This window comes from Streptomyces sp. NPDC021562 (assembly GCF_040640875.1).
Taxonomy (GTDB): domain Bacteria; phylum Actinomycetota; class Actinomycetes; order Streptomycetales; family Streptomycetaceae; genus Streptomyces.
The window spans coordinates 463,852-487,990 of sequence record NZ_JBFACN010000003.1 but is presented as its reverse complement, the minus strand read 5'-3'; the positions used below and the strand labels follow the sequence as shown (position 1 = coordinate 487,990).

Annotated in this window: 22 protein-coding genes; 16 read left to right on the top strand and 6 right to left on the bottom strand. The window is 73.1% G+C overall.

Features of this window, described 5'->3' with window-relative positions; translation table 11 throughout:
- Positions 1-71: 71 nt before the first annotated feature.
- Positions 72-599: a sigma-70 family RNA polymerase sigma factor gene (locus tag AB0G52_RS06895; RefSeq protein ID WP_361334493.1), complete on the bottom strand. Its 528-nt coding sequence runs from the start codon at positions 597-599 to the stop codon at positions 72-74.
- A gap of 297 nt (positions 600-896) precedes the next feature.
- Between AB0G52_RS06895 and AB0G52_RS06890 the strand changes: the two genes are divergently transcribed.
- The 3 genes from AB0G52_RS06890 (at position 897) to AB0G52_RS06880 (ending at position 5,312) form a co-directional block, all read left to right on the top strand.
- The gene (locus AB0G52_RS06890) at positions 897-1,916 is read left to right on the top strand and encodes an aspartate-semialdehyde dehydrogenase (protein WP_361334387.1); all 1,020 of its coding nucleotides are present in this window, start codon (positions 897-899) and stop codon (positions 1,914-1,916) included.
- A gap of 155 nt (positions 1,917-2,071) precedes the next feature.
- On the top strand, positions 2,072-4,645 hold the full coding sequence (pepN, locus tag AB0G52_RS06885) for an aminopeptidase N (RefSeq protein ID WP_361334384.1): 2,574 nt from the start codon (positions 2,072-2,074) through the stop codon (positions 4,643-4,645).
- A gap of 211 nt (positions 4,646-4,856) precedes the next feature.
- Positions 4,857-5,312: a DUF5707 domain-containing protein gene (locus AB0G52_RS06880; protein WP_361334381.1), complete on the top strand. Its 456-nt coding sequence runs from the start codon at positions 4,857-4,859 to the stop codon at positions 5,310-5,312.
- Positions 5,313-5,328: 16 nt separating this feature from the next.
- On the opposite strand, the gene AB0G52_RS06875 is transcribed toward AB0G52_RS06880, so the two are convergent.
- On the bottom strand, positions 5,329-6,762 hold the full coding sequence (locus tag AB0G52_RS06875) for an FAD-dependent monooxygenase (RefSeq protein WP_361334378.1): 1,434 nt from the start codon (positions 6,760-6,762) through the stop codon (positions 5,329-5,331).
- Positions 6,763-6,948: 186 nt separating this feature from the next.
- Between AB0G52_RS06875 and AB0G52_RS06870 the strand changes: the two genes are divergently transcribed.
- On the top strand, positions 6,949-7,548 hold the full coding sequence (locus AB0G52_RS06870; RefSeq protein ID WP_361334375.1) for a TetR family transcriptional regulator: 600 nt from the start codon (positions 6,949-6,951) through the stop codon (positions 7,546-7,548).
- A 105-nt stretch (positions 7,549-7,653) separates the two neighbouring features.
- Here the strand turns inward: AB0G52_RS06870 and AB0G52_RS06865 are convergent, their stop codons facing one another.
- The 3 genes from AB0G52_RS06865 to AB0G52_RS06855 form a co-directional block, all read right to left on the bottom strand.
- Positions 7,654-7,920, bottom strand: a complete 267-nt coding sequence (locus tag AB0G52_RS06865) for a hypothetical protein (protein WP_132886855.1) — start codon at positions 7,918-7,920, stop codon at positions 7,654-7,656.
- 139 nt (positions 7,921-8,059) lie between these two features.
- Positions 8,060-10,156: a 4-alpha-glucanotransferase gene (gene malQ, locus AB0G52_RS06860; RefSeq protein WP_361334372.1), complete on the bottom strand. Its 2,097-nt coding sequence runs from the start codon at positions 10,154-10,156 to the stop codon at positions 8,060-8,062.
- Positions 10,157-10,366 (bottom strand): hypothetical protein, encoded by a 210-nt coding sequence (locus AB0G52_RS06855; protein ID WP_361334499.1) that lies wholly within the window; start codon positions 10,364-10,366, stop codon positions 10,157-10,159.
- Positions 10,367-10,523: 157 nt separating this feature from the next.
- Here AB0G52_RS06855 and AB0G52_RS06850 point away from each other — a divergent pair, with 157 nt between their 5' ends.
- The 5 genes from AB0G52_RS06850 to AB0G52_RS06830 are packed head-to-tail and all read left to right on the top strand — an operon-like array spanning position 10,524 to position 14,794.
- A complete protein-coding gene (locus AB0G52_RS06850) occupies positions 10,524-11,114 on the top strand; it encodes an RNA polymerase sigma factor (RefSeq protein ID WP_361334490.1) in 591 nt (196 codons plus the stop codon).
- A complete protein-coding gene (locus AB0G52_RS06845) occupies positions 11,111-12,130 on the top strand; it encodes a zf-HC2 domain-containing protein (protein ID WP_361334369.1) in 1,020 nt (339 codons plus the stop codon). Before AB0G52_RS06850 ends, AB0G52_RS06845 begins: the two co-directional genes overlap by 4 nt.
- A gap of 8 nt (positions 12,131-12,138) precedes the next feature.
- On the top strand, positions 12,139-12,888 hold the full coding sequence (locus AB0G52_RS06840) for an ABC transporter ATP-binding protein (protein WP_132887064.1): 750 nt from the start codon (positions 12,139-12,141) through the stop codon (positions 12,886-12,888).
- Positions 12,885-14,189, top strand: a complete 1,305-nt coding sequence (locus AB0G52_RS06835) for a hypothetical protein (RefSeq protein WP_361334368.1) — start codon at positions 12,885-12,887, stop codon at positions 14,187-14,189. The genes AB0G52_RS06840 and AB0G52_RS06835 overlap by 4 nt, the downstream gene beginning before the upstream one ends.
- Positions 14,186-14,794 carry a hypothetical protein gene (locus AB0G52_RS06830; RefSeq protein WP_132886859.1) on the top strand — a complete coding sequence of 203 codons (609 nt, stop codon included), beginning with the start codon at positions 14,186-14,188 and terminating at the stop codon, positions 14,792-14,794. Before AB0G52_RS06835 ends, AB0G52_RS06830 begins: the two co-directional genes overlap by 4 nt.
- Positions 14,795-14,829: 35 nt before the next feature.
- Here the strand turns inward: AB0G52_RS06830 and AB0G52_RS06825 are convergent, their stop codons facing one another.
- On the bottom strand, positions 14,830-15,366 hold the full coding sequence (locus tag AB0G52_RS06825) for an HNH endonuclease (RefSeq protein WP_046734416.1): 537 nt from the start codon (positions 15,364-15,366) through the stop codon (positions 14,830-14,832).
- A 326-nt stretch (positions 15,367-15,692) separates the two neighbouring features.
- Here AB0G52_RS06825 and AB0G52_RS06820 point away from each other — a divergent pair, with 326 nt between their 5' ends.
- The 7 genes from AB0G52_RS06820 to AB0G52_RS06790 all read left to right on the top strand — a co-directional run bounded on the left by AB0G52_RS06820 (position 15,693) and on the right by AB0G52_RS06790 (position 23,851).
- Positions 15,693-16,796: a mechanosensitive ion channel family protein gene (locus AB0G52_RS06820; RefSeq protein WP_361334364.1), complete on the top strand. Its 1,104-nt coding sequence runs from the start codon at positions 15,693-15,695 to the stop codon at positions 16,794-16,796.
- A gap of 270 nt (positions 16,797-17,066) precedes the next feature.
- Positions 17,067-18,278: an ROK family transcriptional regulator gene (locus AB0G52_RS06815; RefSeq protein WP_361334361.1), complete on the top strand. Its 1,212-nt coding sequence runs from the start codon at positions 17,067-17,069 to the stop codon at positions 18,276-18,278.
- 57 nt (positions 18,279-18,335) lie between these two features.
- Entirely contained in the window at positions 18,336-19,688 is a 1,353-nt protein-coding gene (locus AB0G52_RS06810) for an ABC transporter substrate-binding protein (protein WP_361334358.1), read from the top strand.
- A gap of 2 nt (positions 19,689-19,690) precedes the next feature.
- Entirely contained in the window at positions 19,691-20,632 is a 942-nt protein-coding gene (locus AB0G52_RS06805; RefSeq protein ID WP_361334355.1) for a sugar ABC transporter permease, read from the top strand.
- Between the two features lie 2 nt (positions 20,633-20,634).
- Positions 20,635-21,531: a carbohydrate ABC transporter permease gene (locus AB0G52_RS06800; RefSeq protein WP_132886864.1), complete on the top strand. Its 897-nt coding sequence runs from the start codon at positions 20,635-20,637 to the stop codon at positions 21,529-21,531.
- 89 nt (positions 21,532-21,620) lie between these two features.
- Positions 21,621-22,889 carry a 6-phospho-beta-glucosidase gene (locus AB0G52_RS06795; RefSeq protein WP_132886865.1) on the top strand — a complete coding sequence of 423 codons (1,269 nt, stop codon included), beginning with the start codon at positions 21,621-21,623 and terminating at the stop codon, positions 22,887-22,889.
- Entirely contained in the window at positions 22,880-23,851 is a 972-nt protein-coding gene (locus AB0G52_RS06790; protein WP_361334351.1) for a BadF/BadG/BcrA/BcrD ATPase family protein, read from the top strand. The genes AB0G52_RS06795 and AB0G52_RS06790 overlap by 10 nt, the downstream gene beginning before the upstream one ends.
- The last annotated feature ends 288 nt before the right edge of the window (positions 23,852-24,139 follow it).

Sequence of the window (24,139 nt, the reverse complement as noted above, 5' to 3'; positions counted from 1 at the left end):
CGTGTCGTCGGGGACGTCGCCTCCGGGGTGGGCTCCGTGTCGTTCCGGGCCGTCGTGTTCGGCGGACATGGTCACACCACCTCGTCCTCGTGCAGGCGGGCGCGCAGGGCCCGTACCGCCGTGTGCAGGCGGCTCTTGACCGTGCCCTCGGGGATGCCGAGCTCCTCGGCTATCCCGCGCACCGGCAGGTCGGCGTAGAAACGCAGGACGAGGATCTGGCGCTGGGCGTCCGGCAGTTCGTCCAGACCACGGGCGACGGCGACGGACAGCACGCTGCTGTCCTCCCCCACGGCGGGGTCGGGCCGGCGCAGGGCGGCCAGCCGTTCGCCGAGGCGTTCCTGGCGGCGCTTGGCGCGGTGCCAGTCCATGGCGAGGTGGGAGGCGACCACGGCCGCCCACGCCGAGACGTCCCGCGGTGCCTCCTGACCGCTCGCGGCCCGCTCCAGCAACCGCAGCCGTACCTGCTGTACCCCGTCCGGCAGGTCCGCCTGCGGCACCCCGCCCAGCGCGAGCACCGCCCGCACCCGGCGTTCCTGGTCCGCGTCCAGGGGATCACCGTGCCCGCCCCCCTGGCCGCGCCGGGCCCTTCCGCGCAGCACAACCCACCCCCTCACCGCGTTTCCCCTACGACGCCACGGCCCCCGGAAACGTTCGGCCGGACCGCGGATTTCTTCTTCCGAGGCGTACGTCACACCCCCGCGCGGCGCAGCACAGCTTGCGGCACGTCGGCCACGCGAAGGTAATTTCTGCAGCTCAGCGTGGGTGCGAGCGAGAGTTCCACAGGCCGGGCGGTCCGCTTCGCGGGCATGGCGCGCAAAGAATTGGACAGGCTGACCCGGGTCGGCCGCATGATGGAAAGGCCGCAGACACACGTCAACGCAGTCAAGGGAGTCACCGTGAGGGTCGGAATCGTCGGAGCCACCGGTCAGGTCGGCACGGTCATGCGCAGGATCCTCACGGAGCGCGCCTTCCCGGTGACCGAGCTGCGCCTGTTCGCCTCGGCCCGCTCCGCCGGGACCGTGCTCGACGGTGTGACGGTGGAGGACGCGGCGACCGCCGACTACACCGGCCTCGACATCGTGCTGTTCTCCGCGGGCGGGGCCACCTCGAAGGCGCTGGCCGAAAAGGTCGCCTCGCAGGGCGCCGTCGTGATCGACAACTCCTCCGCCTGGCGCAAGGACCCCGACGTCCCGCTGGTCGTCTCCGAGGTCAACCCGCACGCGATCGCGGACCGCCCCAAGGGCATCATCGCCAACCCGAACTGCACCACGATGGCCGCGATGCCGGTCCTGAAGGTGCTGGACCGGGAGGCGGGCCTGGAGGCGCTGGTCGCCACCACCTACCAGGCGGTGTCCGGCTCCGGTCTCGCGGGCGTCGCCGAGCTGCACGGCCAGGTGCAGAAGGTGGCCGCCGACGCGGAGAAGCTGACGCACGACGGCGCGGCGGTCGACTTCCCCGAGCCGCAGGTCTACAAGCGTCCCATCGCCTTCAACGTGCTGCCCTTCGCCGGCAACCTCGTCGACGACGGTCTGAACGAGACCGACGAGGAGCAGAAGCTGCGCAACGAGTCCCGCAAGATCCTGGAGCTCCCGGAGCTGAAGGTCTCCGGCACCTGCGTGCGCGTCCCGGTCTTCTCCGGGCACTCCCTCCAGATCAACGCGCGGTTCGCCCGGCCGATCTCGCCCGAGCGGGCGACCGAGCTGCTGTCCGACGCGCCCGGGGTCGAGCTGTCCGACATCCCGACCCCGCTGCAGGCCGCCGGCCAGGACCCCTCGTACGTGGGCCGGATCCGCCGCGACGAGACCGTGGAGAACGGGCTCGCGCTGTTCGTCTCCAACGACAACCTCCGCAAGGGGGCCGCGCTGAACGCCGTGCAGATCGCGGAGCTGGTGGCGGCGGAGCTGTCCGGGCGGTGAGACCGCCCGAAAGGGTGCCGCGGCCGGCCGTCGTGCGACCGCGGCACCGTGCCCGGCGAGGCGCTGACGAGCAATCTCTCGGGTTTTCCCTCGACGCCCCGGGCACTGTCCCGTGGAAGGATGGCGCAACCCACACATAACGAGGAGATGACCGCGTGCCTGGCACAAACCTGACTCGCGAAGAGGCGCAGCAGCGGGCGAAGCTGCTCACCGTTGACTCGTACGAGATCGATCTCGACCTCTCCGGCGCGCAGGAGGGCGGAACCTACAGGTCCGTGACCACGGTGCGCTTCGACGTCGCCGAGAGCGGCGCCGCTTCCTTCATCGACCTGGTGGCCCCGGCGGTCCACGAGGTCACCCTCAACGGTGACGCGCTCGACCCCGCGGAGGTCTTCGCGGACTCCCGGATCGCCCTGCCGGGCCTGCTGGAGGGCCGCAACGTCCTGCGGGTGGTCGCGGACTGCGCGTACACCAACACGGGCGAGGGCCTGCACCGGTTCGTCGACCCGGTCGACGAGCAGGCGTACCTCTACACCCAGTTCGAGGTGCCGGACGCCCGCCGGGTCTTCGCCTCCTTCGAGCAGCCGGACCTCAAGGCCACCTTCCAGTTCACCGTGAAGGCGCCGGCCGGCTGGACCGTGATCTCCAACTCGCCGACGCCCGAGCCCAAGGACGACACCTGGGTCTTCGAGCCGACGCCGCGCATCTCGTCGTACATCACGGCGCTGATCGTCGGCCCGTACCACTCGGTGCACAGCGCCTACGAGAAGGACGGCCAGAGCGTGCCGCTGGGCATCTACTGCCGTCCGTCGCTGGCCGAGTTCCTCGACGCGGACGCGATCTTCGAGGTGACCCGGCAGGGCTTCGACTGGTTCCAGGAGAAGTTCGACTACGCGTACCCCTTCAAGAAGTACGACCAGCTGTTCGTACCGGAGTTCAACGCGGGCGCGATGGAGAACGCGGGCGCGGTGACCATCCGCGACCAGTACGTCTTCCGGTCCAAGGTGACCGACGCTGCGTACGAGACGCGTGCCGAGACCATCCTGCACGAGCTGGCCCACATGTGGTTCGGCGACCTGGTCACCATGGAGTGGTGGAACGACCTGTGGCTGAACGAGTCGTTCGCCACCTACACGTCCATCGCCTGCCAGGCGTACGCGCCCGAGTCGCGCTGGCCGCACTCGTGGACCACCTTCGCCAACTCCATGAAGACCTGGGCCTACCGGCAGGACCAGCTGCCCTCCACGCACCCGATCATGGCCGAGATCCGGGACCTCGACGACGTCCTGGTGAACTTCGACGGCATCACGTACGCCAAGGGCGCCTCCGTCCTCAAGCAGCTCGTCGCCTACGTCGGCATGGACGAGTTCTTCCAGGGCGTGCAGGCGTACTTCAAGCGGCACGCGTACGGCAACACGCGCCTGTCCGACCTGCTGGGCGCCCTGGAGGAGACCTCCGGGCGCGACCTGAGCACCTGGTCGCGGAAGTGGCTCCAGACGGCGGGGATCAACGTCCTGCGCCCGGAGGTCGAGACGGACGCCGACGGTGTCGTCACCTCGTTCGCCGTCCGCCAGGAGGCCCCGGCGCTGCCGGCCGGCGCCAAGGGCGAGCCGACGCTGCGTCCGCACCGGATCGCGATCGGCCTGTACGAACGCGACGAGGAGACCGGCAAGCTGGTCCGCGAGGACCGCGTCGAGCTGGACGTGGACGGCGAGCTGACCGCCGTACCGCAGCTGGTCGGCCGGCGCCGCCCCGCGGTGTTCCTGCTCAACGACGACGACCTGTCGTACGCCAAGGTCCGCCTCGACGAGGAGTCCCTGCGTTTCGTCACCGAGCACCTCGGCGACTTCGAGTCCTCGCTGCCCCGCGCGCTGTGCTGGGCGTCGGCCTGGGACATGACCCGGGACGCCGAACTGCCCGCCCGTGACTACCTGTCCCTGGTGCTGTCGGGCATCGGCAAGGAGTCCGACATCGGTGTCGTCCAGTCGCTGCACCGGCAGGTGAAGCTGGCCGTCGAGCTGTACGCCGACCCGACGGCCCGCGAGGCGCTGCTCACCCGCTGGACCGACGCCACGCTGGCCCACCTGCGGTCCGCCGCGCCGGGCAGCGACCACCAGCTGGCCTGGGCCCGCGCGTTCGCGGCCACCGCCCGGACGCCGGAGCAGGTGGACCTGCTGGACGCCCTGCTGGACGGTGCGACCACGATCGAGGGCCTGGCCGTCGACACGGAGCTGCGCTGGGCGTTCGTGGAGCGGCTGGCGGCCGTCGGCCGCTTCGACGAGGAGGACATCGCGGCCGAGTACGAGCGGGACCGGACCGCCGCCGGCGAGCGCCACGCGGCCACCGCCCGCGCCGCCCGGCCGACCGAGGAGGCGAAGGCCGAGGCGTGGGCGTCGGTCATCGACTCCGACAAGCTGCCGAACGCCGTCCAGGAGGCGGTGATCAACGGCTTCGTCCAGACCGACCAGCGTGAGCTGCTGGCCCCGTACACCGACAAGTACTTCGAGGTCCTGAAGTCGGTGTGGGACTCCCGCTCGCACGAGATCGCCCAGCAGATCGCGATCGGTCTCTACCCGGCCCTCCAGGTCTCCCAGGAGACCCTCGCCAAGACGGACGCCTGGCTGGCCTCGGCCCAGCCGAACGCGGCCCTGGCCCGGCTGGTCTCGGAGTCCCGCGCGGGCGTCGAGCGCGCCCTGAAGGCCCAGGCGGCGGACGCGGCCGCGCAGTAGGCGGCACGGCGGCGGGGCACCCGGCGGTGACACCACCGGGTGCCCCGCCTCACTCGTGAAGTACGCATCCCCCATGGTGGGTTGAGTATCCGTGCTCACGTCCGGGGCGGCCGCCCGTTGCGAGGATCGACGCAACGGCGCGGCAGCGAGCGCCGGATCCGTTCGGCCCGGACAGCCCGGGCCGGCCCGAGCCAGTCACGGAGAACTCGCCATGTCCCGTCGTATCGCCCTGTCCGTCGTCGCCGGTGCCGTCGTGCTCGCGGGAGCCGGGGCCTTCGCCCTCGCCTACGCCGGCGACCGGGACCCCGTGCCCGCCCTGGCGCACAGCGCCGTCCACTACACCGCTCCCAGCAGCGGCCGGGACGGCTCGCTCTCCTTCACCACCGAGGTCAGCGCGCCCTCCGGGGTCAGCAGCCTGAAGGTGCTGGCCTGGCCGGAGCGGTCCGGGTTCGCCAAGAAGCAGCTGACCGCCGAGGAGATGGCCGCGGTGGAGTCGGCGACCTGCACGCCGGCCGGCGGTCACACCGTCCGCTGCGTGTACCGGGCTCCGGTGTCCGCCGCCGACGCGTCCTCCGCGCACGGCGCCTGGCACATCGCGGTGCTCGCCACGGCGAAGGACGGCCACACCGCCTTCGACACCAAGGCCGCCGGCTTCACCCTCGCCTGAGCCGGGCGGAACCTGCTCAGCCCACGTGGGCGGCCAGTGCCCTCTCGATGTCCGCCTGCCCGGCGTGCTCGGCCGCCCAGGCCGCGTAGCCGTCGGGGCGCACCAGGAGGGCCGTCCGGCGGCCGCTCCTCCAGCGGGCGGCGGCCAGGCGGTCCGCGCGCGCCGGGGCCACGTCGTACGGACCCGGGGTGACCAGGACGAACCGGCCGCCGCGCAGGGCCTCGTACAGACGCCCGCCGCCGGCCAGCGCGAGGTCGGGGACCCGGGCGCCGGTGAGGGGGTGGGCGCCCCTCGGCGCCGGGTACCGGTAGCCGATGCCGGTGACCTGGCCGATCGCCCGGCGGCGGACCGGGCCGAGGCGGCTCAGGGCGGTCGCGAGCGCGGCGCGCACCGGCAGCTGCCAGCCCTTGGCCATCGCGAGCCGGACGATCGCGCCGCTGCTGCGCAGGACCGTCCTGCCGACGGGGTGGCGTTCGCTCTGGTAGGTGTCGAGCAGGCCGGGGGCCGCGTGGCCGTGCAGGACGGCGGCGAGCTTCCAGCTCAGGTTGGCCGCGTCCTGGAGGCCCGTGTTCATGCCCTGGCCGCCCGCCGGGGTGTGCACGTGCGCGGCGTCGCCCGCCAGGAAGACCCGGCCGACCCGGTACCGGGGGACCTGGCGCTCGTCGCTGTGGAAGCGGGACATCCAGCGGGGGTCGTGCATCCCGTAGTCCCGGCCCAGCGCCAGCCTGGTGATCTCCTTGATCTCGTCGAGGTCGACCGGCTCGTGGTCGGGGACGTCGCGGCCGCGGTGCCAGCAGATGACCCGGTGGTAGCCGTCGCCGAAGGGCGCGAGGAACGCGAACGCGTCGCCCACCGCGCCGGCCGTGAGCACCGTCTCGGGCCGCTCGGCGAGCAGCACGTCGGCGAGGACCACGGACCGGATCGCCGACCGCCCCGGGAACGGCATCCCGACCGCCTCCCGCACCGCGCTGCGCATCCCGTCGGCACCGACGACGTACGCGGCGCGCAGGCCCTCGGCGCCCTTGATGTGCACGGTGACCCCGTCGGCGTCCTGGGTCAGCCCGGTCACCTCGGACTCGTGGCGGAAGTCGACTCCCGCCGCCACCGCCCGGCGCTCCAGCGCCTTCTCGACCTCGTACTGCGGGAGGACGAGGACGTGGCCGAAGCGGGAGGGGAGGGTGCCGAGGTCGAGGGTGAGGCCGTCGAAGAGGTCGAGGCGGGTGAGGGGGCGGCCGACCGCCTCCAGTTCGTCGGCGAGTCCGCGGGCGTCGAGCTGCTCCAGGGCGCGGGCGTGCAGGGCGAAGGCGCGGGAGAGGTTGCTGATGCCGTGGGGGCGCTTTTCGAGGAGAGTGACCGGGACGCCGGCGGTGGCGAGGTCACCGGCCAGGAGGAGGCCGGTGGGGCCGGAGCCGACGACGATCACGCGGGCGGTGCCACTGGTGCCGTGCATGGGGGCCTCCTTGATGCCGACGCTTGTGGGCCTACGGACGTTGGGCCCACGGGCGTTTGCCTACGCATGTTGGCCAACGGATGTTGGCCTGTGAGTGTTGGTCAACGCTTGTTGGCAAGCCTAGGCCGAGCCGGAGAGCGTAGTCAACACTTGTTGGCCCACAGCTGTTGGCCTACGATCGTTGGCATGACCGGCACTCCCAGTAAAAGCACAGAACCCGCCAGCGGCCCGCCGACGCGTCGCTCCGACGCCAGCCGCTCCGCGATCCTGGCCGCCGCGCGCGAGCGCTTCGCCACCGACGGCTACGAGCGCGCCACCATCCGCGCCATCGCCAGGGACGCCCGCATCGACCCCTCCATGGTCATGCGCTACTTCGGCACCAAGGACGGCCTGTTCGCCGCGGCCGTCACGCTCGACCTGCGGATGCCGGACCTCTCCGGGGTGCCGCGCGACGAGGTCGGGCACGCGCTGGTGGGCCACTTCCTGACCCTCTGGGAGGCGAACGAGGAACTCACCGCGGTGTTGCGGGTCGGCGTCACCAACGAGGCGGGGGCCGAGCGGCTGCAGGGCATCTTCCGGGAGCAGGTGGTGCCGGTGGCCCAGCGGGTGTGCCCGGACCCGGAGCAGGTGCGGACCCGGGCGGGGCTGTGCGCCGCGCAGCTGCTGGGGCTCGCCCTCACCCGCTACGTGCTGCGGCTGCCCCCGGTCGTGGAACTCGACCGGTCGGAGATCCTGGCGTGGCTCGGGCCGACCGTGCAGCGCTATCTGACCGCGCCGAGCCCCTGAGGAACGCGCCGAGGGCGCCGGTCGGCCCCCGTACGCCCCGTTGCGGTCCGTACGGAGGGCGACCGGCGCCCTCGGTGAAGAAGCGGAGAAGTGGTGCGGCGGAGGTCAGCCCTTCGCCTTGGCCTTCGTCGAGCCGGGCTTGACGACCCGGACCGTGGACTTGTCCAGCACCATCACCAGGCCGGCGATGATCCCGAACAGCACGAGCGGGGTCAGGACGTAGAGGCCCAGCGTCTCGATGACGCTCAGGCCCTTGCCGGGGTCGTCGCCGTCGTCACGCGTGAGCGCGAGGGCAGGGGACGACATGAGCAGCATCATCAGCGTCGTACCGGCAGCCAGGGCGCCGGCGCGCAGGGCGTTCTTCTTGTCCACGGTCCCCAAGTTAGCTGGCCGCCTTCGGGGACGCGCGCCCGGGGTCCCCCTAGCCGGCTCCGGGCGCCGTGCCGACCGCCCAGGGACCCGCCGCCACCCGCCGCCACCCGTCGCCGCGCCCCCCGAAGCGGTCCCCCGGTCAAGCGCCGGAAGCGCCGGAAGCGTCGACGGCGCCGGAAGCGTCGACGGCGGCGTCGTCCTCCCGGAGCACCTCCAGCAGCGCCCGTACCCGCTCCGACCCCTGGAGCTCCTCCAGGGTCACCGGGCGGCCCTTCGGGTCGGCGATGGGCAGGCGCCAGTTCGGGTACTGGTCCCAGGTGCCGGGGAGGTTCTGCGGTCGCCGGTCACCGATGGCGTCCGGGAGCCAGACGCCGACCATGCGGGCCGGGGTCCGGAGCAGGAAGCGGTGGACGGCACGGATCTCGGCCTCCTCGTCACCGACGTCGGTCCCGGCGAGCAGGCCGAGGCTGATCAGCAGCGCCAGCCACTCCGCCGTGTCGGCCTTGGCGTCCGCCCGTTCCTGGGCCAGCGGACGGGTCGACAGGCCGAGCCGGTCGCGGAGTTCGACGTGTTCGCCGGTGAGGCGGGCGGCGGTGGGGGGCAGGTCGTGGGTGGTGGCGGTGGCGAGGCAGTCGGCGCGCCAGCGTTCCGGGGGCAGGGGGCGGCCGTCGCCGTCCCAGTCCCGTTCGAACCAGAGGACGGACGTGCCGAGCACCCCGTGTCGCTGGAGCGTCTCGCGGACGCCCGGTTCCACGGTCCCCAGGTCCTCGCCGATCACCACGGCACCCGCCCGGGTCGCCTCCAGGGCCAGCAGGGCGAGCATGGCCTCGGCGTCGTACCGGACGTAGGTGCCTTCGGTGGGCGGGCTGCCCGCCGGGACCCACCACAGCCGGAACAGGCCCATCACGTGGTCGATGCGCAGGGCGCCCGCGTACCGGAAGAGGGCGCGCAGGAGGTCCCGGTACGGTGCGTACCCGGAGGCGGCCAGCCGGTCGGGGCGCCAGGGCGGCAGACCCCAGTCCTGTCCGCGGGCGTTGAACGCGTCGGGCGGGGCGCCCACGGACATCCCGGCGGCGAAGAAGTCGCGCTGCGCCCAGGCGTCGGCGCCCTGCGGGTGCACGCCGACGGCGAGGTCGTGCACGATCCCGACGGGCATCCCGGCCTCGCGGGCGGCGCGCTGGGCGGCGGTGAGCTGGGTGTCGGTGAGCCAGGCCAGCCGGGAGTGGAGGGCGACGCGGTCGGCGAGCCGGTCGCGAGCGCTCGCGGTCTCGGCCGAGCGGGGGTCGCGCAGCGGTTCGGGCCAGCGGTGCCAGTCGGGGCCGTGCCGTTCGGCGAGCGCGTACCAGGTGGCGTGGTCCTCCAGGGCCTGGCCCTGTTCGGTGCGGAAGGCGTCGTAGGCGGCCTGCCGTGCGGGGCTGAGCGGTACGGCGGCCACCGCTTCCAGTGCCTCGCGCTTCAGTTCCCACACCGCGTCCCGGTCGATGAGGGCGCCCTGGTCGAGGACGGCGGAGCGCAGCTGCCGGGCGCGTTCCGCGAAGGCGTCCTGCCGGTCGTACTCGGGGACCGACTCCAGCCGCAGGTGGACCGGGTCGGGGAAGCGGCGGGAGGAGGGGCGGTAGGGGGAGGGGTCGGTGGGGGCGCCGGGTACGGCCGCGTGCAGCGGGTTGACCTGCACGAAACCGGCGCCGGCGGTGCGTGCGGCCCAGTCGGCCAGGTCGGCGAGGTCGCCGAGGTCGCCCATGCCCCAGGAGTGCCGGGAGAGCAGCGAGTAGAGCTGGACGAGGAGTCCGTACGAGCGGGCGGCGGGGGTGGGCAGCCGGTCGGGGGCGACGACGAGGTGGCAGCGGGCGGTGCGGCCGTCGGGCGCGGTGGCGGTCACCTCGTGCACCCCGGGCGGCAGGTCCCGGGTGTCGCCGCGCGGCTGCCCGTCCTCCGTGCGCACCTCGACACGGGTGCCGGCGGGCAGGCCGAGGTCGATCGCGCCGGTGCCGGCCCAGTGGACGGCGGTCGGCGGCAGCAGCCGTTCGGCGAGGTGGCGTTCGCGGTCGGCGAGGGCGGCGCGGACGGCTTGCGGGCCGCTCGCGTCGACGCCCAGGGCGCCGAGCACGGCGATCACGGCGGACGGAGAGGCGGGGACCGTACGGCCGGGGGACGGGCTGTAGGAGGTGGCGACACCGTGCAGCTCCGCCAGCCGGGACAGCTCCCCGTCGAGGGGAGTGCCGAGGGCTTCGCTCATCTACAACCCCGGCTCGCTGGTCAGGGGGGCGGCGTCCGCGAGCGGCGGTTCACTGGTGAGGGGCTCGGCGTCGGGCAGCGGCGGCTCGCTGGTCAGCGGCGCCTGGACCCGGGCGGCCTCGGCGCTGAACACGCACCAGCAGGGTTCCTCCACGGTCCCCACCGGGGGTTTGAACTGGGCCGGGATCGGATGATGAACCGTTGCGGCCACGGTGGCCTCCTTGTCCTCACGTCGGGTGGCGCGGCGTGCGCCGCGTCAGGGCAGGCCTACCCCGTCGCCGCGGAGCCACTCCCGATGCCCCTCCCCCGCCACGCGAACCGTCCGCGTCCAGGTGATCGATAAAGAGGGTGTGAGACTGTTCCGCCCCATGGGGGGCCACCGGGAGGACGCCGGTCCGGCGACCGGCGACGCGGCGCTGCTGCGGGCCGTCGCGGCCGGGGACGCCGCCGCGCTCGCCGACCTGTACGACCGGCACGCGGGCTGGCTGCACGCGCGGCTGGCCCGGCGCTGCGCCGACCCCGAAGTGGTGCGGGAGGTGCTCCAGGACACCTTCGTCACGGTGTGGCGGTCGGCCGCCGGGCACCGCGGGCAGGAGGCCGGCGGCTGGCTGTGGACGATCGCCGCCCGCCGGCTGGTGGACGCCCGGCGGGCGCAGGAACGGGCGGCGCGGGCGGCGGCGGCCGAGACCCTGCCCGCTCCCGCCCCGGCGCCCTCCGCGGAGGAGCGGGTCCTGGCCGCCCTCGAGTACGGAGACGTGGGCACCGCCCTGGACCGGATCTCCCCCGAACTCCGCGAGGTGCTGCGGGCGACGGTCGTGGACGGCCTGACCACCCGCGAGACGGCCCGCCTGCTCGGCATACCCGAGGGCACGGTCAAGTCCCGGGCGGCCCGCGCCCGGGCGGAACTGCGCACGGCCCTGGACCGGCTGAACCCCGCACCGGCCGGAGGCCCCGCATGAAGCACACCTGGCGCCCCTCACCCGGCACGAAGCACACCTGGCACGCCGAGCCGGACACGAAACGCACCTGGCACGCCGAGCCAGGCGGGAAACGCACCTGGCACACCTCGCCGGGCACGGAACGCACCTGGCGCACCCCGTCCCGCACGGAGCACACCTGGCACGCCTCGGCCGACCTGGCGGCCCGCTACGCCGACGGCACCCTCCCGGAGGCGGACGCCTGGTCCCTGGAGAAGCACCTGGAAGGGTGCGGCGCGTGCGCGGCACGGGTGTCCGCGGCGGTGCGCGGGACACCGGCGGGGGCGGTCCTGGCGGACGTACGGGACTCGATCCTCACGACAGCCGCCAGGCGCCCACCGGGGACGCGACCGGCCCCCGCCGGCCCACGGTGGACGACCCGTCTGCGCCCCGCCCTCTGGTCCCTCGGCCCCGCCCTGCGAGGCACCTGGCTCGTCGCCCTCCTCTCCGTGACGCTCGGCGCCCTCCTGCTGAGCAGGGCCGCGGACTACGGTGCGACCCGCACTCTCCTGCTCGCCCTCGCCCCGGTCGTCCCCGTGGCGGGCGTCGCCCTCTCCTACGGCCGTCACACCGACCCCCTGCACGAGATCGCCACGGCCACCCCGTCCGGCGGCCTGCGCCTCGCCCTCACCCGCACCGCCGCCGTCCTCGGCGTCAGCCTCCCCGTCCTGACACTCACCGGCGCCGCGCTGCCCGCATCGGGCGCCCCCGGCGCCGCCGCCTGGCTGCTGCCGGGCCTCACGCTGACCCTCGGCGCCCTGACGCTCGCGTCGTTCGTCGGCTGCCGTACCGCGACCGCGGTGACCGGCGGCGGCTGGCTGGCCGCCGTCCTCGTCCCGGCCGTCGCCGCCCACGGGGGGCCGTTCACCACCCGGCTGGCGGGACAGCTGTCCGCCCGCTTCGACGGCGACCGGACCGGCTGGGCCGCCGCCGCCGTCGTGTGCGCCGCGCTGCTGGCGGCGCGCCGCAGCGCCTACGACCACATGGAGAACCGTTGAGCATCCGAGTGACCGGACTGCGCGTCCGGCATCGCAGAACCGTCGCCCTGGACTCGGTCGACCTCGCCCTCGGCACCGGGGTGCACGGGCTGCTGGGCCCGAACGGCGCCGGGAAGACCTCGCTGATCAGGGTGCTGGCCACGGTCGCCCGCCCGGCCGCCGGGACGGTGGAGCTGCTGGGCCGCGACACCGCCGGGCACCGCGCCCTCGGTGAGGTCCGGGCCCGGCTGGGCTATCTGCCCCAGGATTTCGGCTACTACCCGGGCTTCACGGTGCGGGAGTTCGTGGCGTACGTGGCCTGGCTGAAGCAGATGCCCGCGGCGGGTACCGACGCCGCGGTGGACCGGGCGGTGGCCCGGGTCGGGCTCGCCGACCGGGCCGACGCGCGGATCCGGACGCTGTCCGGGGGCATGGTCCGCCGGGTCGGCATCGCGCAGGCGATCGTCAACGACCCGGAGGTCCTGCTGCTCGACGAGCCGACGGCCGGACTCGATCCCGAACAGCGGGTGGAGTTCCGGGAGTTGCTGCGGGCGCTGGGTGCCTCGGCGACCGTGGTCGTCTCGACGCACCTGGTGGAGGACGTGGCGGCGGCCTGCACGGAGGTCACACTGCTGGACGCGGGCCGGGTCGCCTACCGGGGCACGCCCGAGGCGCTGGCCGCGCTCGGCGAGGTGTCCGACGGACCCGGCGACCATCCGATCGAGCGCGGCTACACGGCCGCGCTGCGGGCCCACCGCACGTCGGGGGCGCCGCGATGAGCGTCGTGGCGGGGACGAGGGGCCCGCTGCTCGCCGAGGCCCGCCGGGGTTTCGCCCCCTGGGCCGGGCTCACCGTGCTGCTGACGCTGGGGGTGGTGCTCGCGGCGTCGGCCGACCGGTGGCAGGGCGGCTGGGCGGCGACCGTCGCGGAGGTGCACCGGGCCCTGCTGATCGTGGTTCCGGCGGCGGCCGCGGCGGGCTGCTGGCAGGGCGGCCGGGAGCGGCGGCGCGGCACGGAGGAGCTGTGGGGGACGGCCGTCCGTCCGCCGCTGGCGCGTCTGCTGCTGTCGGCGCTGCCGACGGCGCTGTGGGTGGCCGCCGGGTACGCGGCCGCGGCGGCCGCGGCGCTGCTCGCCACCTGGCCGTACGCCCAGGGGGACGGTCCGCGCCCGGCCCTGCTCTGCGCGGACGCGTTCGTGTCGGGGGCGGCGGCAATCGTCGGTCATGTGGTGGGGCGGCTGGTGCCCTCGCGGCTCGCGGCTCCGCTGCTCGCGATGGCCGGGTATGTGGGGCTGGGGATGACGGCGACCGCGCACGGAGGGTCCGGGCGGTATCTCAATCCCGCGTTGCAGGTGCTGGATTCCTGGGCCCCGGTGTGGTGGCAGCCGCCGGTGACGGCGCTGTGGGCCGGAGGTCTGGCGGGGACGGCCGTGACGGCGTACGCGGCCCGGCGCCGGTGGGCGGCCCTGCTGCCGCTGACCGCGGCGGCCGCCGCGGGCATGCTGCTGGCGGGGACCGGGGCGGGACTGTGGCACACCGACCCGACGGCCGCCCGGCAGGTGTGCGACACGTCCGTCACCCCGGCGGTGTGCGTGAACGCCCGGTTCGCCGACGCGCTGCCGGAGATCCGCGAGGCGCTGTCCGGCGTCACGGGAAAGCTGAAAGGGGTCCGGAACCTGCCGGTGCGCTGGGAGGACCGGGACGGCGGGCCGCGCGGGGACGAGGCGTCGCTGCCGTCGCTGACACCGCTCGGCCGGTCGTTCGTGCGGGGGCGGCTGACCGACCCGGCGAGGTTCGCGTGGGAGGCCGCCCGGGCGCTGCAACTGCGCGGCGACTGCCCCGACGCGGTCGGCGCGGCCGACGACGCCGTCGTGAACTACCTGGCGCCCTTGCCTGCCCGGCGGCAGCACTTCGACGGCCTGGACGCCGGGGCCGGCCCGGAGCGCCGCGCGGAACTCGCCGGGCGCCGCGCCGCCCGGGCCCGCCTGACGGCGATGGGCGAGGGGGAGCGGCGGGAGTGGCTCTCGGCGTACTTCGCGGCGCGGGCGGCCTGCGACCCGAAGGGGGTGCCGGCGCTGTGACCGCGAGCCCGCTGGTGCTGTACGCCCGCTCCCGCACGCTCCCCACCACTGTCGCCGCGCTCACCGGGACAGCGGCGTTCGCCGTCTGGGCGGCGGCCTCGCTGGACGGCTACCTGGACCCGGACCGCCGGGTGCCGGTCGTCGCGCTGGCCCCGCTGCTGGCGGCCGCGGTGATCGGGGTGAGCCTGCACTCGCCCTGCGAAGAGCTGGACCGGACGGCCGTACGGCCGTGGTGGCCGCGGCGGCTGGCGCAGCTGGCCGGGCTGACCGCGCTCGCATCCGTCCTGCTGCCCCTGGCGGTGCTGGGTCATCCGGAGGTGTTCGGGCCGCCGGCCGTGCTCCGCAACACCCTCGGCTCCACGGGGCTGGTCGCGGCGGCGGCCGTGCTGCTCGGCGCCCGGCTGAGCTGGCTGCCCGCCTTCGGTTACGTCACTGCGGTGTACCTGGGCTCGGCGGGGGCGCACGGAAGCGCGGTGCCGGTGTGGGCGTGGCCGGTGCAACCGGGGTCGCAACCGGGCGCCTGGGCGGCGGCGCTGGGCGCCTTCGCGGTGGGCGGCGCGCTCTACGTCGTGCGCGGCGCACGTGCCGAAGGGCCCCGTGGCTGAGGCCGCCGCCACGGGGGATGCGAAAGCCCGGATCGTCAGGCGGAGATGCCGTCGATCCGGGCCAGGGCGTCGTCCGCGCCGTACGGCTGCAAGTAGGGCAGCCAGCGCGGGTCCCTGTGGCCGGTGCCGATGATGCGCCAGGCCAGGCCGGTGGGTGGGGCCGGCTTGTGCCGCAGCCGCCAGCCGATCTCGACGAGATGGCGGTCGGCCTTGACGTGGTTGCAGCGGCGGCACGATGCCACCACGTTGTCCCAGACGTGCTGACCCCCGCGACTGCGCGGGATGACGTGGTCGACGCTGGTTGCGACGCCACCGCAGTACATGCACCGGCCCCCGTCGCGGGCGAAGAGCGCCCTTCGGGTGAGAGGAACGGGCCCCCGGTAGGGAACCCGTACGAATCGCTTGAGCCGGACCACGCTGGGTGCGGGGACTGTGACGGTCGCGCTGTGCATATAGGCGCCGGAGTCCTCCAAGGCGACTGCCTTGTTCTCCAGGACGAGGACGAGCGCGCGGCGGAGCGGTACGACGCCGAGCGGCTCGTACGACGCGTTGAGGACCAGGACATGCGGCACGGGTGCCTCCTTGGGCGTCGGCGGCGCGTGGCTCGCGCCGGGACGATCTGTGGCCAGTCTCCCCTCTGGGCTGGTGGCCGCGCCACCATGTCCGCGTAACGGGCTGGGAGTGTTTTCGACCACATCGCATTCATCCCCCGGTCGACGCCCTGTTCAAGCGGGAGTGAGCGCGGTCTCTCCTTCGCGTATCGGTCCGGGCTCCACACGATGCCCCGTTAGTGTGGTGTTCCTGCTCGTCCGGTGACCTTTTCGTGACCTTGAACCGCCGTACCTGACCGTGATCGCCGCGCCGGAGGGCAGCACCGCACCGCCTGGAGGTACCCGCCGTGTCCTTGCCCGCCGTCCTACTGGTCGCCGGTACGTCGCCGTCGCCGTCCCCCTCGGGATCGTCGACCCCGGTGGTGCCCACGCTCCAGGACGCCCAGGAGAGCGCCACCAACGCGGCCAGCTGGGTCGAGCAGAACTGGTCGACCTGGCTGGCGATCGGTCTGAAGGTGCTGCTGATCCTGGTGATCGCGGTGGTGCTCAGAAGGGTCGTGCTGCGGGCGATCACCAAGCTCATCGACCGGATGAACCGGACGGCCGAGTCCGCGGAGGGCACCACCCTCGGCGGGCTGCTGGTCAACGCCGAGCGGCGGCGGCAGCGGTCGCAGGCGATCGGGTCGGTGCTGCGGTCGGTGGCGAGCTTCGTGATCCTGGGCACCGCGGCGCTGACGGTGCTGTCCGCCTTCCAGATCAACCTCGCGCCGCTGCTGGCCTCGGCCGGTGTCGCCGGTGTCGCGATCGGTTTCGGCGCCCGCAACCTGGTCACGGACTTCCTGTCCGGCGTCTTCATGATCCTGGAGGACCAGTACGGCGTCGGGGACACGATCGACGCGGGGGTGGCCTCCGGCGAGGTGATCGAGGTGGGCCTGCGGGTGACCAAGCTGCGCGGCGACAACGGTGAGATCTGGTACGTCCGCAACGGCGAGGTCAAGCGCATCGGCAACCTCTCGCAGGGCTGGGCGACCGCCGGGGTCGACGTCACGCTGCGGCCCAGCGAGGACCTGGACCGGGTCCGGGCCACGCTCGGCGAGGTCGCCGAGAAGATGGCGAAGGAGGAGCCCTGGAACGAGCTGCTGTGGAGCCCGATCCAGATCCTCGGCCTGGACTCCGTGCTGATCGACTCGATGGTGGTGCGGCTCTCCGCCAAGACCATGCCGGGCAAGGCGCTGACCGTGGAGCGGGAGCTGCGCTGGCGGATCAAGCGGGCCTTCGACGCGGCGGACATCCGGATCGTCGGCGGCGCCCCGACCGCCCTCTCCGAGGACGAGGCCGCGGATCCGGTGGCGGCGGTGGCGGCCCCGGCCGCCTTCGCGGACGCGGACTCCCCGCAGGTGGCGGCGACGACGCCGATACCTCCCCAGCGCTCGACGGCCCCCGGGAAGTAACGGAGCGGATCCCCCGCGGCCCCGCGCCCGACGGCCCGTCCGGTCCCCCGGACGGGCCTTTCGCATGTGCGCGACCCTCCCGCCCCAGGTAACGACTGGATTGCCGCACCCATGGTCTCTTGACGGCCCCCGTCCGGCGCCCTACGTTTCCAGCCAACAGGAAACTTTCCTAACAGTGATCAAGGGCGGCCGCCCGGACGCGTCACCCGGCTGGACGATCACCCTGGTCACTGGGAAACTGAGCGGCTGGAAAGGCAGGTGTCGAACCACATGGCAGGAACCGCCGGCACGCCGGGCACCCCTCGCGTGCTGCGCGCCATGAACGACCGCGCCGCACTCGACCTGCTGCTGGAGCACGGCCCGCTGTCCCGCACCCGGATCGGCAAGCTCACCGGCCTCTCCAAGCCGACCGCCTCCCAGCTGCTGGCCCGCCTGGAGGCGGCCGGGCTGGTCCTGGCCACCGGCACCAGCGAGGGCCGCCCCGGCCCCAACGCCCAGCTGTACGCGGTGAACCCGGCCGCCGCCCACGCCGCGGGACTCGACGTCACCCCGGAGCGGATCCGGGCCGCCGTCGCCGACATCACCGGCCGCACCGTCGGCGAGTACGCGCTTCCCACCCCGGGGCGCCGCTCCGCCCAGTCCGTCGTACGGCAGGTCACCGACGCCCTCGACGGCGCGGTGAAGGCGGCCGGGCTGGCCCGGGACGACATCCGCCGGCTGGTCATCGGCACCCCGGGCGCCTTCGACCCGAACACCGGCCGGCTGCGCTACGCCTCGCACCTGCCCGGCTGGCACTCCCCCACGCTGCTCGACGAGCTCGCCGCCGCGCTCCCGATGCCGGTCGAGTACGAGAACGACGTCAACCTCGTCGCCATCGCCGAACAGCGGCTCGGCGCGGCCCGCGGCCACGGCGACTTCGTGCTGCTGTGGAACGAGGAGGGCCTCGGCGCCGCCCTGGTCCTCGGCGGCCGGCTGCACCGCGGCTGGACCGGCGGCGCCGGCGAGGTCGGCTTCCTGCCGGTGCCCGGCACCCCGCTGGTGCGCCAGGTCACCAAGGCCAACAGCGGCGGCTACCAGGCCCTCGCCGGATCCCAGGTGCTGCCCGGACTCGCCGCGGAACTCGGCATCGAGGACCTGCCCACCGGGTCGCGCGCCGAGGCCGGTGCCGCGCTCGTCGCCCGTGCCGCCGACCACAGCACCGGACCGCACCGCGAACTCCTGAAGACCTACGCGACCCGGCTCGCCACCGGTCTCGCCTCCCTCGTCTCCGTCCTCGACCCCGAACTCGTCGTCCTCAGCGGCACCGTGCTCACCGCCGGCGGCGAGGTGCTGCGCGCCCTCGTCCAGGCCGAGCTGGACGAGCTGGCGGCCGCCCGGCCGCGGCTCGTCGTCGGCGACGTCCGTGAACACCCCGTGCTGCGCGGCGCGCTGGAGAGCGCGCTCGCGACCACCCGCGACGAGGTCTTCGACACCTCTCGCTGACCGGCCCCCGGTTCCCCCGCTTCCTCGTCCCGCCGCCCGCCCCTGGGAGACCCCGTCATGCCCACACGCACACCCTCGCCCGCCCGAAAGACGGCTTTCGCCCTCACTGTCCTGACCAGTTCGCTGGCCCTGCTCACCACCGCCTGCACCGGGCAGTCCTCCTCCGGTGCCTCCGACGACGCCTCCGCGACCACCACGATCAACTTCTGGCACGCCTGGAGCGCACCGAACGAGGTGAAGGCGGTCGACGCGCTGATCGCCGGCTTCGAGAAGGCGCACCCCAACATCCACGTCAAGGTCGTCAGCAACATGACCGACGACAAGATCAACCAGGCGCTGCGCTCCGGCGGCGACCAGGCCCCGGACGTCATCTCGTCCTTCACGACCAACAACGTGGGCAAGTTCTGCTCCTCGGGCGCGCTGGTCGACCTCAACCCCTTCTTCAAGAAGTCGGGCATCGATCCGCGGACGACGTTCCCGAAGGCGATGAACGAGTACACCCAGTTCGAGGGCGACCGCTGTTCGGTGCCGCTGCTCGGGGACGCGTACGGCCTCTACTACAACAAGACGGCGTTCAAGGCGGCCGGCATCACCAGCCCGCCGAAGACCTGGTCCGAATTCCAGACCGACGCCAAGAAGCTGACGATCACCCAGGGCGACAGTTACAAGCAGCTCGGATTCATGCCGGACTACCACGGTTGGGAGACCACGACCGAGCACTACCTCGGGCAGTTCTCGCCGACGTACTTCGACAGCAAGGGCACGTCGCAGGTGGCGAAGGACCCGGCCTTCGAGAAGGCGTTCACGCTCCAGAAGCAGCTGGTCGACCAACTCGGCGGCTACCAGAAGCTGGAGCGGTTCCGGGCCACCCTGGGCGACGAGTGGGGCCCCAAGCACCCCTTCCAGACCGGCCAGGTCGCCATGCAGCTCGACGGTGAGTGGCGGCTCGGCATGGCGCTGGACGCCAAGCCGAAGTTCGACATAGGGGTCGCCCCGCTGCCGGTCCCGGACGACCAGGCGGCCCAGTACGGCAAGGGCTACATCACCGGCACCATCGCCGGCATCGCCGCCACCAGCAAGAAGCAGAACGCGGCCTGGGAGTTCGTGAAGTACATCAGCACCGACACGGACGCGGTGGTGAACTTCTCCAACGCCATCCACAACGTGCCCTCCACGCTGGCCGCCCTCAAGTCGCCGAAGCTGACGTACGACCCGCGGTTCAAGACGTTCCTGGACATCGCCGCGAACCCGGACTCCACCACGGCGCCCGCCTCCGTCAACGGCGGCGTCTACCTGACGACCCTCCAGCAGCTCGGCTACGACTACGAGAGCGGCAAGGTCACCGACCTGAAGGCGGGCCTGAAGCAGGCCGCCGCGCAGATCGACACGGACATCGCGCAGGCGAAGTAGCGATGAGCACCCTCACGTTGGCGTCGAAGCGCAGGAGGCACGCCCTGCGCACGGCCGCTTTCATGTCGCCCTGGCTGATCGGCTTCGCGGTCTTCTTCGCGTATCCGCTGATCTCGACGGTCTACTTCTCGTTCATGCACTACGACGGTTTCAGACCGCCGACGTGGAGCGGGACGAAGAACTGGACCTACGTCTTCGAGCACTATCCCTACTTCTGGCCCGCGATGCGCAACACCCTGTGGCTCGTGGTCGTGATGGTCTCGCTGCGGGTCGTCTTCGGCCTCGGCATCGGCATGCTCATCACGAGGATCAAGACAGGTACGGGAGTCTTCCGCACCCTCTTCTACCTGCCCTACCTGGCGCCGCCGGTGGCCGCCACCATGGCCTTCGCGTTCCTCCTCAACCCCGGCACCGGGCCGGTCAACTCGATCCTGGAGAAGGTCGGCGTCCCGGCGCCGGGCTGGTTCAACGACCCCACCTGGTCGAAGCCGGCGCTGACCCTGCTGGCGCTGTGGGGCATCGGCGACCTGATGGTCATCTTCATGGCCGCGCTGCTCGACGTACCCGCCGAGCAGTACGAGGCGGCGGAACTGGACGGCGCGTCGGCCTGGCAGCGGTTCCGGTTCGTCACGCTCCCGAACATCTCGCCGATCGTGATGTTCGCGGTCGTCACGGGTGTCATCCAGACGATGCAGTACTACACGCAGCCGCTGATCGCCGGGAAGGTCGCCTCCGGCGTCATCCAGGGCGCGGGCACGCAGTTCGAGCCCGGGTATCCGGAGAAGTCGACGCTCACCCTTCCCCAGCTCGTCTACAACCTCGGTTTCCAGCGCTTCGACTACGGCTCCGCGTGCGTCGTCGCCCTCGTCCTCTTCGCCCTGTCCATGGCGTTCACCGCACTGCTGATGCGGCGCCGGGGCGGTCTCATCCAGGCAGGTGACTGACGATGACCCAAGTGCTGGAACGCCCCGCGGACCTGTCCCGCGAGCCGGTCTCCGCGGCCGCGCGCACCGCCCGCCGCAAGGCCCTGCTGAACTGGGTGGCGGTGCACTCGCTCGGCGTGGCCGCCGCCCTGTTCTTCACGCTCCCCTTCGTGTTCGTGTTCCTGACCTCGCTGATGAGCGACAGCCAGGCACTCAGCCGGGACCTGATCCCGCACACCTGGGAGTGGGGCAACTACCGGAAGGTCTTCGCCACCCCGGGCTTTGCGACCTGGTGGAAGAACACCCTGATCTACGCCGGCCTCGGCACCGTCCTGACCGTGGTCTCCTCGCTCCCCGTGGCGTACGCGCTCGCCAAGTTCCGGTTCCGGGGCCGCAACCTCTCCCTGATGCTGGTGATCTCGATGATGATGCTGCCGCCGCAGGTGGTCATCATCCCGATGTACCTCTTCTGGGCGAAGCAGCTGGACCTGTCCGGCACCCTGTGGCCGCTGATCGTGCCGATGGCCTTCGGTGACGCGTTCTCCATCTTCCTGCTGCGCCAGTTCCTGACGACGATCCCGAACGAGTACCTGGACGCGGCCAAGGTGGACGGCTGCGGGGATCTCAGGACCCTGCTCAGGGTGGTGGTCCCGATGGCGAGACCGGGCATCGCCGCCGTGGCGTTGTTCCAGTTCTTCTACGCCTGGAACGACTACTTCGGCCCCCAGATCTACGCCTCGGAGAACCCGGGCGCCTGGACCCTCTCCTACGGCCTGGAGTCGTTCAAGGGCATGCACCACACCGACTGGAACCTCACCATGGCCGCGACCGTACTGGTCATGGCTCCCGTGATCCTCGTGTTCTTCTTCGCCCAGAAGGCGTTCGTCGAGGGCGTCACGCTCACCGGAGTGAAGGGTTGACCAAGCATGCGGCATCTCCCCGGGGGACAACCCCCGGACCCCCGGCCGATCGATGCGATCGCCGGCACTCGGAAGCGGAGGATTCCCCGGTGAAACTCACTGTGGTCGGCGGAGGCTCGACCTACACCCCCGAACTCGTCGACGGCTTCGCACGCCTGCGGGACACCCTGCCGATCGAGGAACTGGTCCTGGTGGACCCGGCCGCCGAACGCCTGGAACTGGTGGGCGGACTGGCCCGGCGCATCTTCGCCAAGCAGGGACACGGCGGCCGCGTCGTCACCACCCCGGACCTGGACGCGGGCGTCGACGGCGCCGACGCGGTGCTGCTCCAGCTGCGCGTCGGCGGGCAGGCGGCCCGGCAGCAGGACGAGACCTGGCCGCTGGAGTGCGGCTGCATCGGCCAGGAGACCACCGGCGCCGGCGGCCTGGCCAAGGCCCTGCGCACGGTCCCGGTCGTCCTGGACATCGCCGAGCGCGTCCGCCGTGCCAACCCGAACGCCTGGATCATCGACTTCACCAACCCGGTGGGGATCGTGACCCGCGCCCTGCTCCAGGCCGGGCACCGGGCGGTCGGGCTGTGCAACGTGGCGATCGGCTTCCAGCGGAAGTTCGCACAGCTGCTCGGGGTCACGCCGTCCGAGATCCACCTCGACCACCTCGGTCTCAACCACCTCACCTGGGAGACGGCGGTCCGCCTCGGCGGCCCCGAGGGCGAGAACGTCCTGCCCAAGCTGCTCGCGGAACACGGCGAGACCATCGCCGCGGACCTGCGACTGCCGCCGGGCCTGCTCGACCGCCTGGGCGGCGTCATCCCCTCGTACTACCTGCGCTACTACTACGCGCACGACGAGGTGGTGCGGGAACTGCGCACCAAGCCGTCCCGGGCCTCCGAAGTCGCCGCGATGGAGCAGCGGTTGCTGGAGATGTACGGCGACCCGGCCCTGGACGAGAAGCCGGAGCTGCTCGCCAAGCGGGGCGGCGCCTACTACTCGGAGGCGGCGGTCGACCTGGCCGCGGCCCTGCTCGGCAGCGCCGGGAACCCCTACCAGGTGGTGAACACCTACAACGGCGGCACGCTGCCCTTCCTGCCCGACGACGCGGTGATCGAGGTGCAGGCGGCGGTCGGCCCGTCCGGCCCGAGGCCGCTGCCGGTCCCGGACGTCGACCCGCTGTTCGCCGGGCTCGTGGCGAACGTGACGGCCTACGAGGAGCTCGCCCTGGAGGCGGCCCTGCGCGGCGGCCGGGACCGTGTCCTGCGGGCCCTGCTCGCCCACCCCCTGGTCGGCCAGTACGAGTACGCCGACGCCCTGACCGACCGACTGATCGCGCACAACCGGGAGCACCTCGCGTGGGCCTGACCGCAAGTGTCCTCGCCATCGACGCGGGCAACAGCAAGACCGACGTCGCCGTGGTGGCGGCGGACGGCGAGGTCCTCGCCACGGCCCGCGCCGGGGGCTTCCGGCCGCCGGTGGTGGGCGTGAAGCAGGCCGTGGACGAGGTGGCCGCTGCGGTCGCCGAGGCGTACGCGGCCGCCGGGGTCAGCTCGGCCGCGCATGTCTCCGCCTGCCTCGCCAACGCCGATCTGCCGGTGGAGGAGGAACAGCTGGCCGCGGCGCTGGCCGCCCGTGGCTGGGGCGGCTCGGTGACCGTCCGCAACGACACCTTCGCGATCCTGCGGGCCGGCGTCGCCGAGCCCCGTGGCGTCGCCGTGGTGTGCGGGGCGGGCATCAACTGCGTCGGCATGCGCCCCGACGGCCGCACCGCCCGCTTCCCGGCGATCGGGCGGATCTCCGGTGACTGGGGCGGCGGCTGGGGCCTGGCCGAGGAGGCGCTGTGGCACGCGGCGCGGGCGGAGGACGGCCGGGGCGAGCCGACGGACCTGGCCCGCACCCTGCCCGCGCACTTCGGTCTGCCGTCCATGTACGCCCTGATCGAGGCCCTGCACCTGGAGCACGTCGCGTACGGCCGCCGCCACGAACTGACACCGGTGCTGTTCGCGACGGCGGCCGAGGGCGACCCGGTGGCCCGGGCGGTCGTGGACCGGCTGGCGCAGGAGGTGGTGGCGATGGCGGTGGTCGCGCTGACGCGCCTCGAACTGCTGGACGAGGAGACACCGGTGCTGCTGGGCGGCGGGGTCCTGACGGGCGGGCATCCGCAACTCGACGACGGGGTACGGGAACTGCTGTCCGCGCGCGCCCCGAAGGCGGTCCCGAGCGTGGTGACGGCCCGCCCGGTCCTGGGCGCTGCCCTCCTGGGCCTGGACGCGGTGGGCGCGGGCGCGGCCGTGCAGGAGAGGGTGCGCGCCCATTTCGAGGGGTGACCCGGAACTGACGTGACTGCAGCGCCCCTTCAGGGGCGCTGGGGGTACCCCCGGCCGAAGGCTGGGGGAGGAACTGCGCGACCGGCCCCCACCGGCCCGCGCCCCCCGAACGCACCGTCACCACCCCTCCGGAACCGAACCGATCCCCCCGGCGTATTCATGGGCAGGGGTTCCGCTGCGATCCGATCAAGATCCCGTGAACGCCGGTGCCGAAGGGCAGTCCGGGCGGCGATACTGGGCGGCGACCGGATGACCATGGGGGAGGTCGAGTGACACACCCGCCGACAA

What these genes read in the sequence shown, in the direction of transcription:
- AB0G52_RS06810 (WP_361334358.1), top strand. Translation starts at nt 18,336, where the DNA reads ATGCCCACACGCACACCCTCGCCCGCCCGAAAGACGGCTTTCGCCCTC.
- AB0G52_RS06875 (WP_361334378.1), bottom strand. Translation starts at nt 6,762, where the DNA reads ATGCACGGCACCAGTGGCACCGCCCGCGTGATCGTCGTCGGCTCCGGC.
- AB0G52_RS06845 (WP_361334369.1), top strand. Translation starts at nt 11,111, where the DNA reads ATGAAGCACACCTGGCGCCCCTCACCCGGCACGAAGCACACCTGGCAC.
- malQ (WP_361334372.1), bottom strand. Translation starts at nt 10,156, where the DNA reads ATGAGCGAAGCCCTCGGCACTCCCCTCGACGGGGAGCTGTCCCGGCTG.
- AB0G52_RS06880 (WP_361334381.1), top strand. Translation starts at nt 4,857, where the DNA reads ATGTCCCGTCGTATCGCCCTGTCCGTCGTCGCCGGTGCCGTCGTGCTC.
- AB0G52_RS06850 (WP_361334490.1), top strand. Translation starts at nt 10,524, where the DNA reads ATGGGGGGCCACCGGGAGGACGCCGGTCCGGCGACCGGCGACGCGGCG.
- AB0G52_RS06805 (WP_361334355.1), top strand. Translation starts at nt 19,691, where the DNA reads ATGAGCACCCTCACGTTGGCGTCGAAGCGCAGGAGGCACGCCCTGCGC.
- AB0G52_RS06800 (WP_132886864.1), top strand. Translation starts at nt 20,635, where the DNA reads ATGACCCAAGTGCTGGAACGCCCCGCGGACCTGTCCCGCGAGCCGGTC.
- AB0G52_RS06815 (WP_361334361.1), top strand. Translation starts at nt 17,067, where the DNA reads ATGGCAGGAACCGCCGGCACGCCGGGCACCCCTCGCGTGCTGCGCGCC.
- AB0G52_RS06835 (WP_361334368.1), top strand. Translation starts at nt 12,885, where the DNA reads ATGAGCGTCGTGGCGGGGACGAGGGGCCCGCTGCTCGCCGAGGCCCGC.
- AB0G52_RS06870 (WP_361334375.1), top strand. Translation starts at nt 6,949, where the DNA reads ATGACCGGCACTCCCAGTAAAAGCACAGAACCCGCCAGCGGCCCGCCG.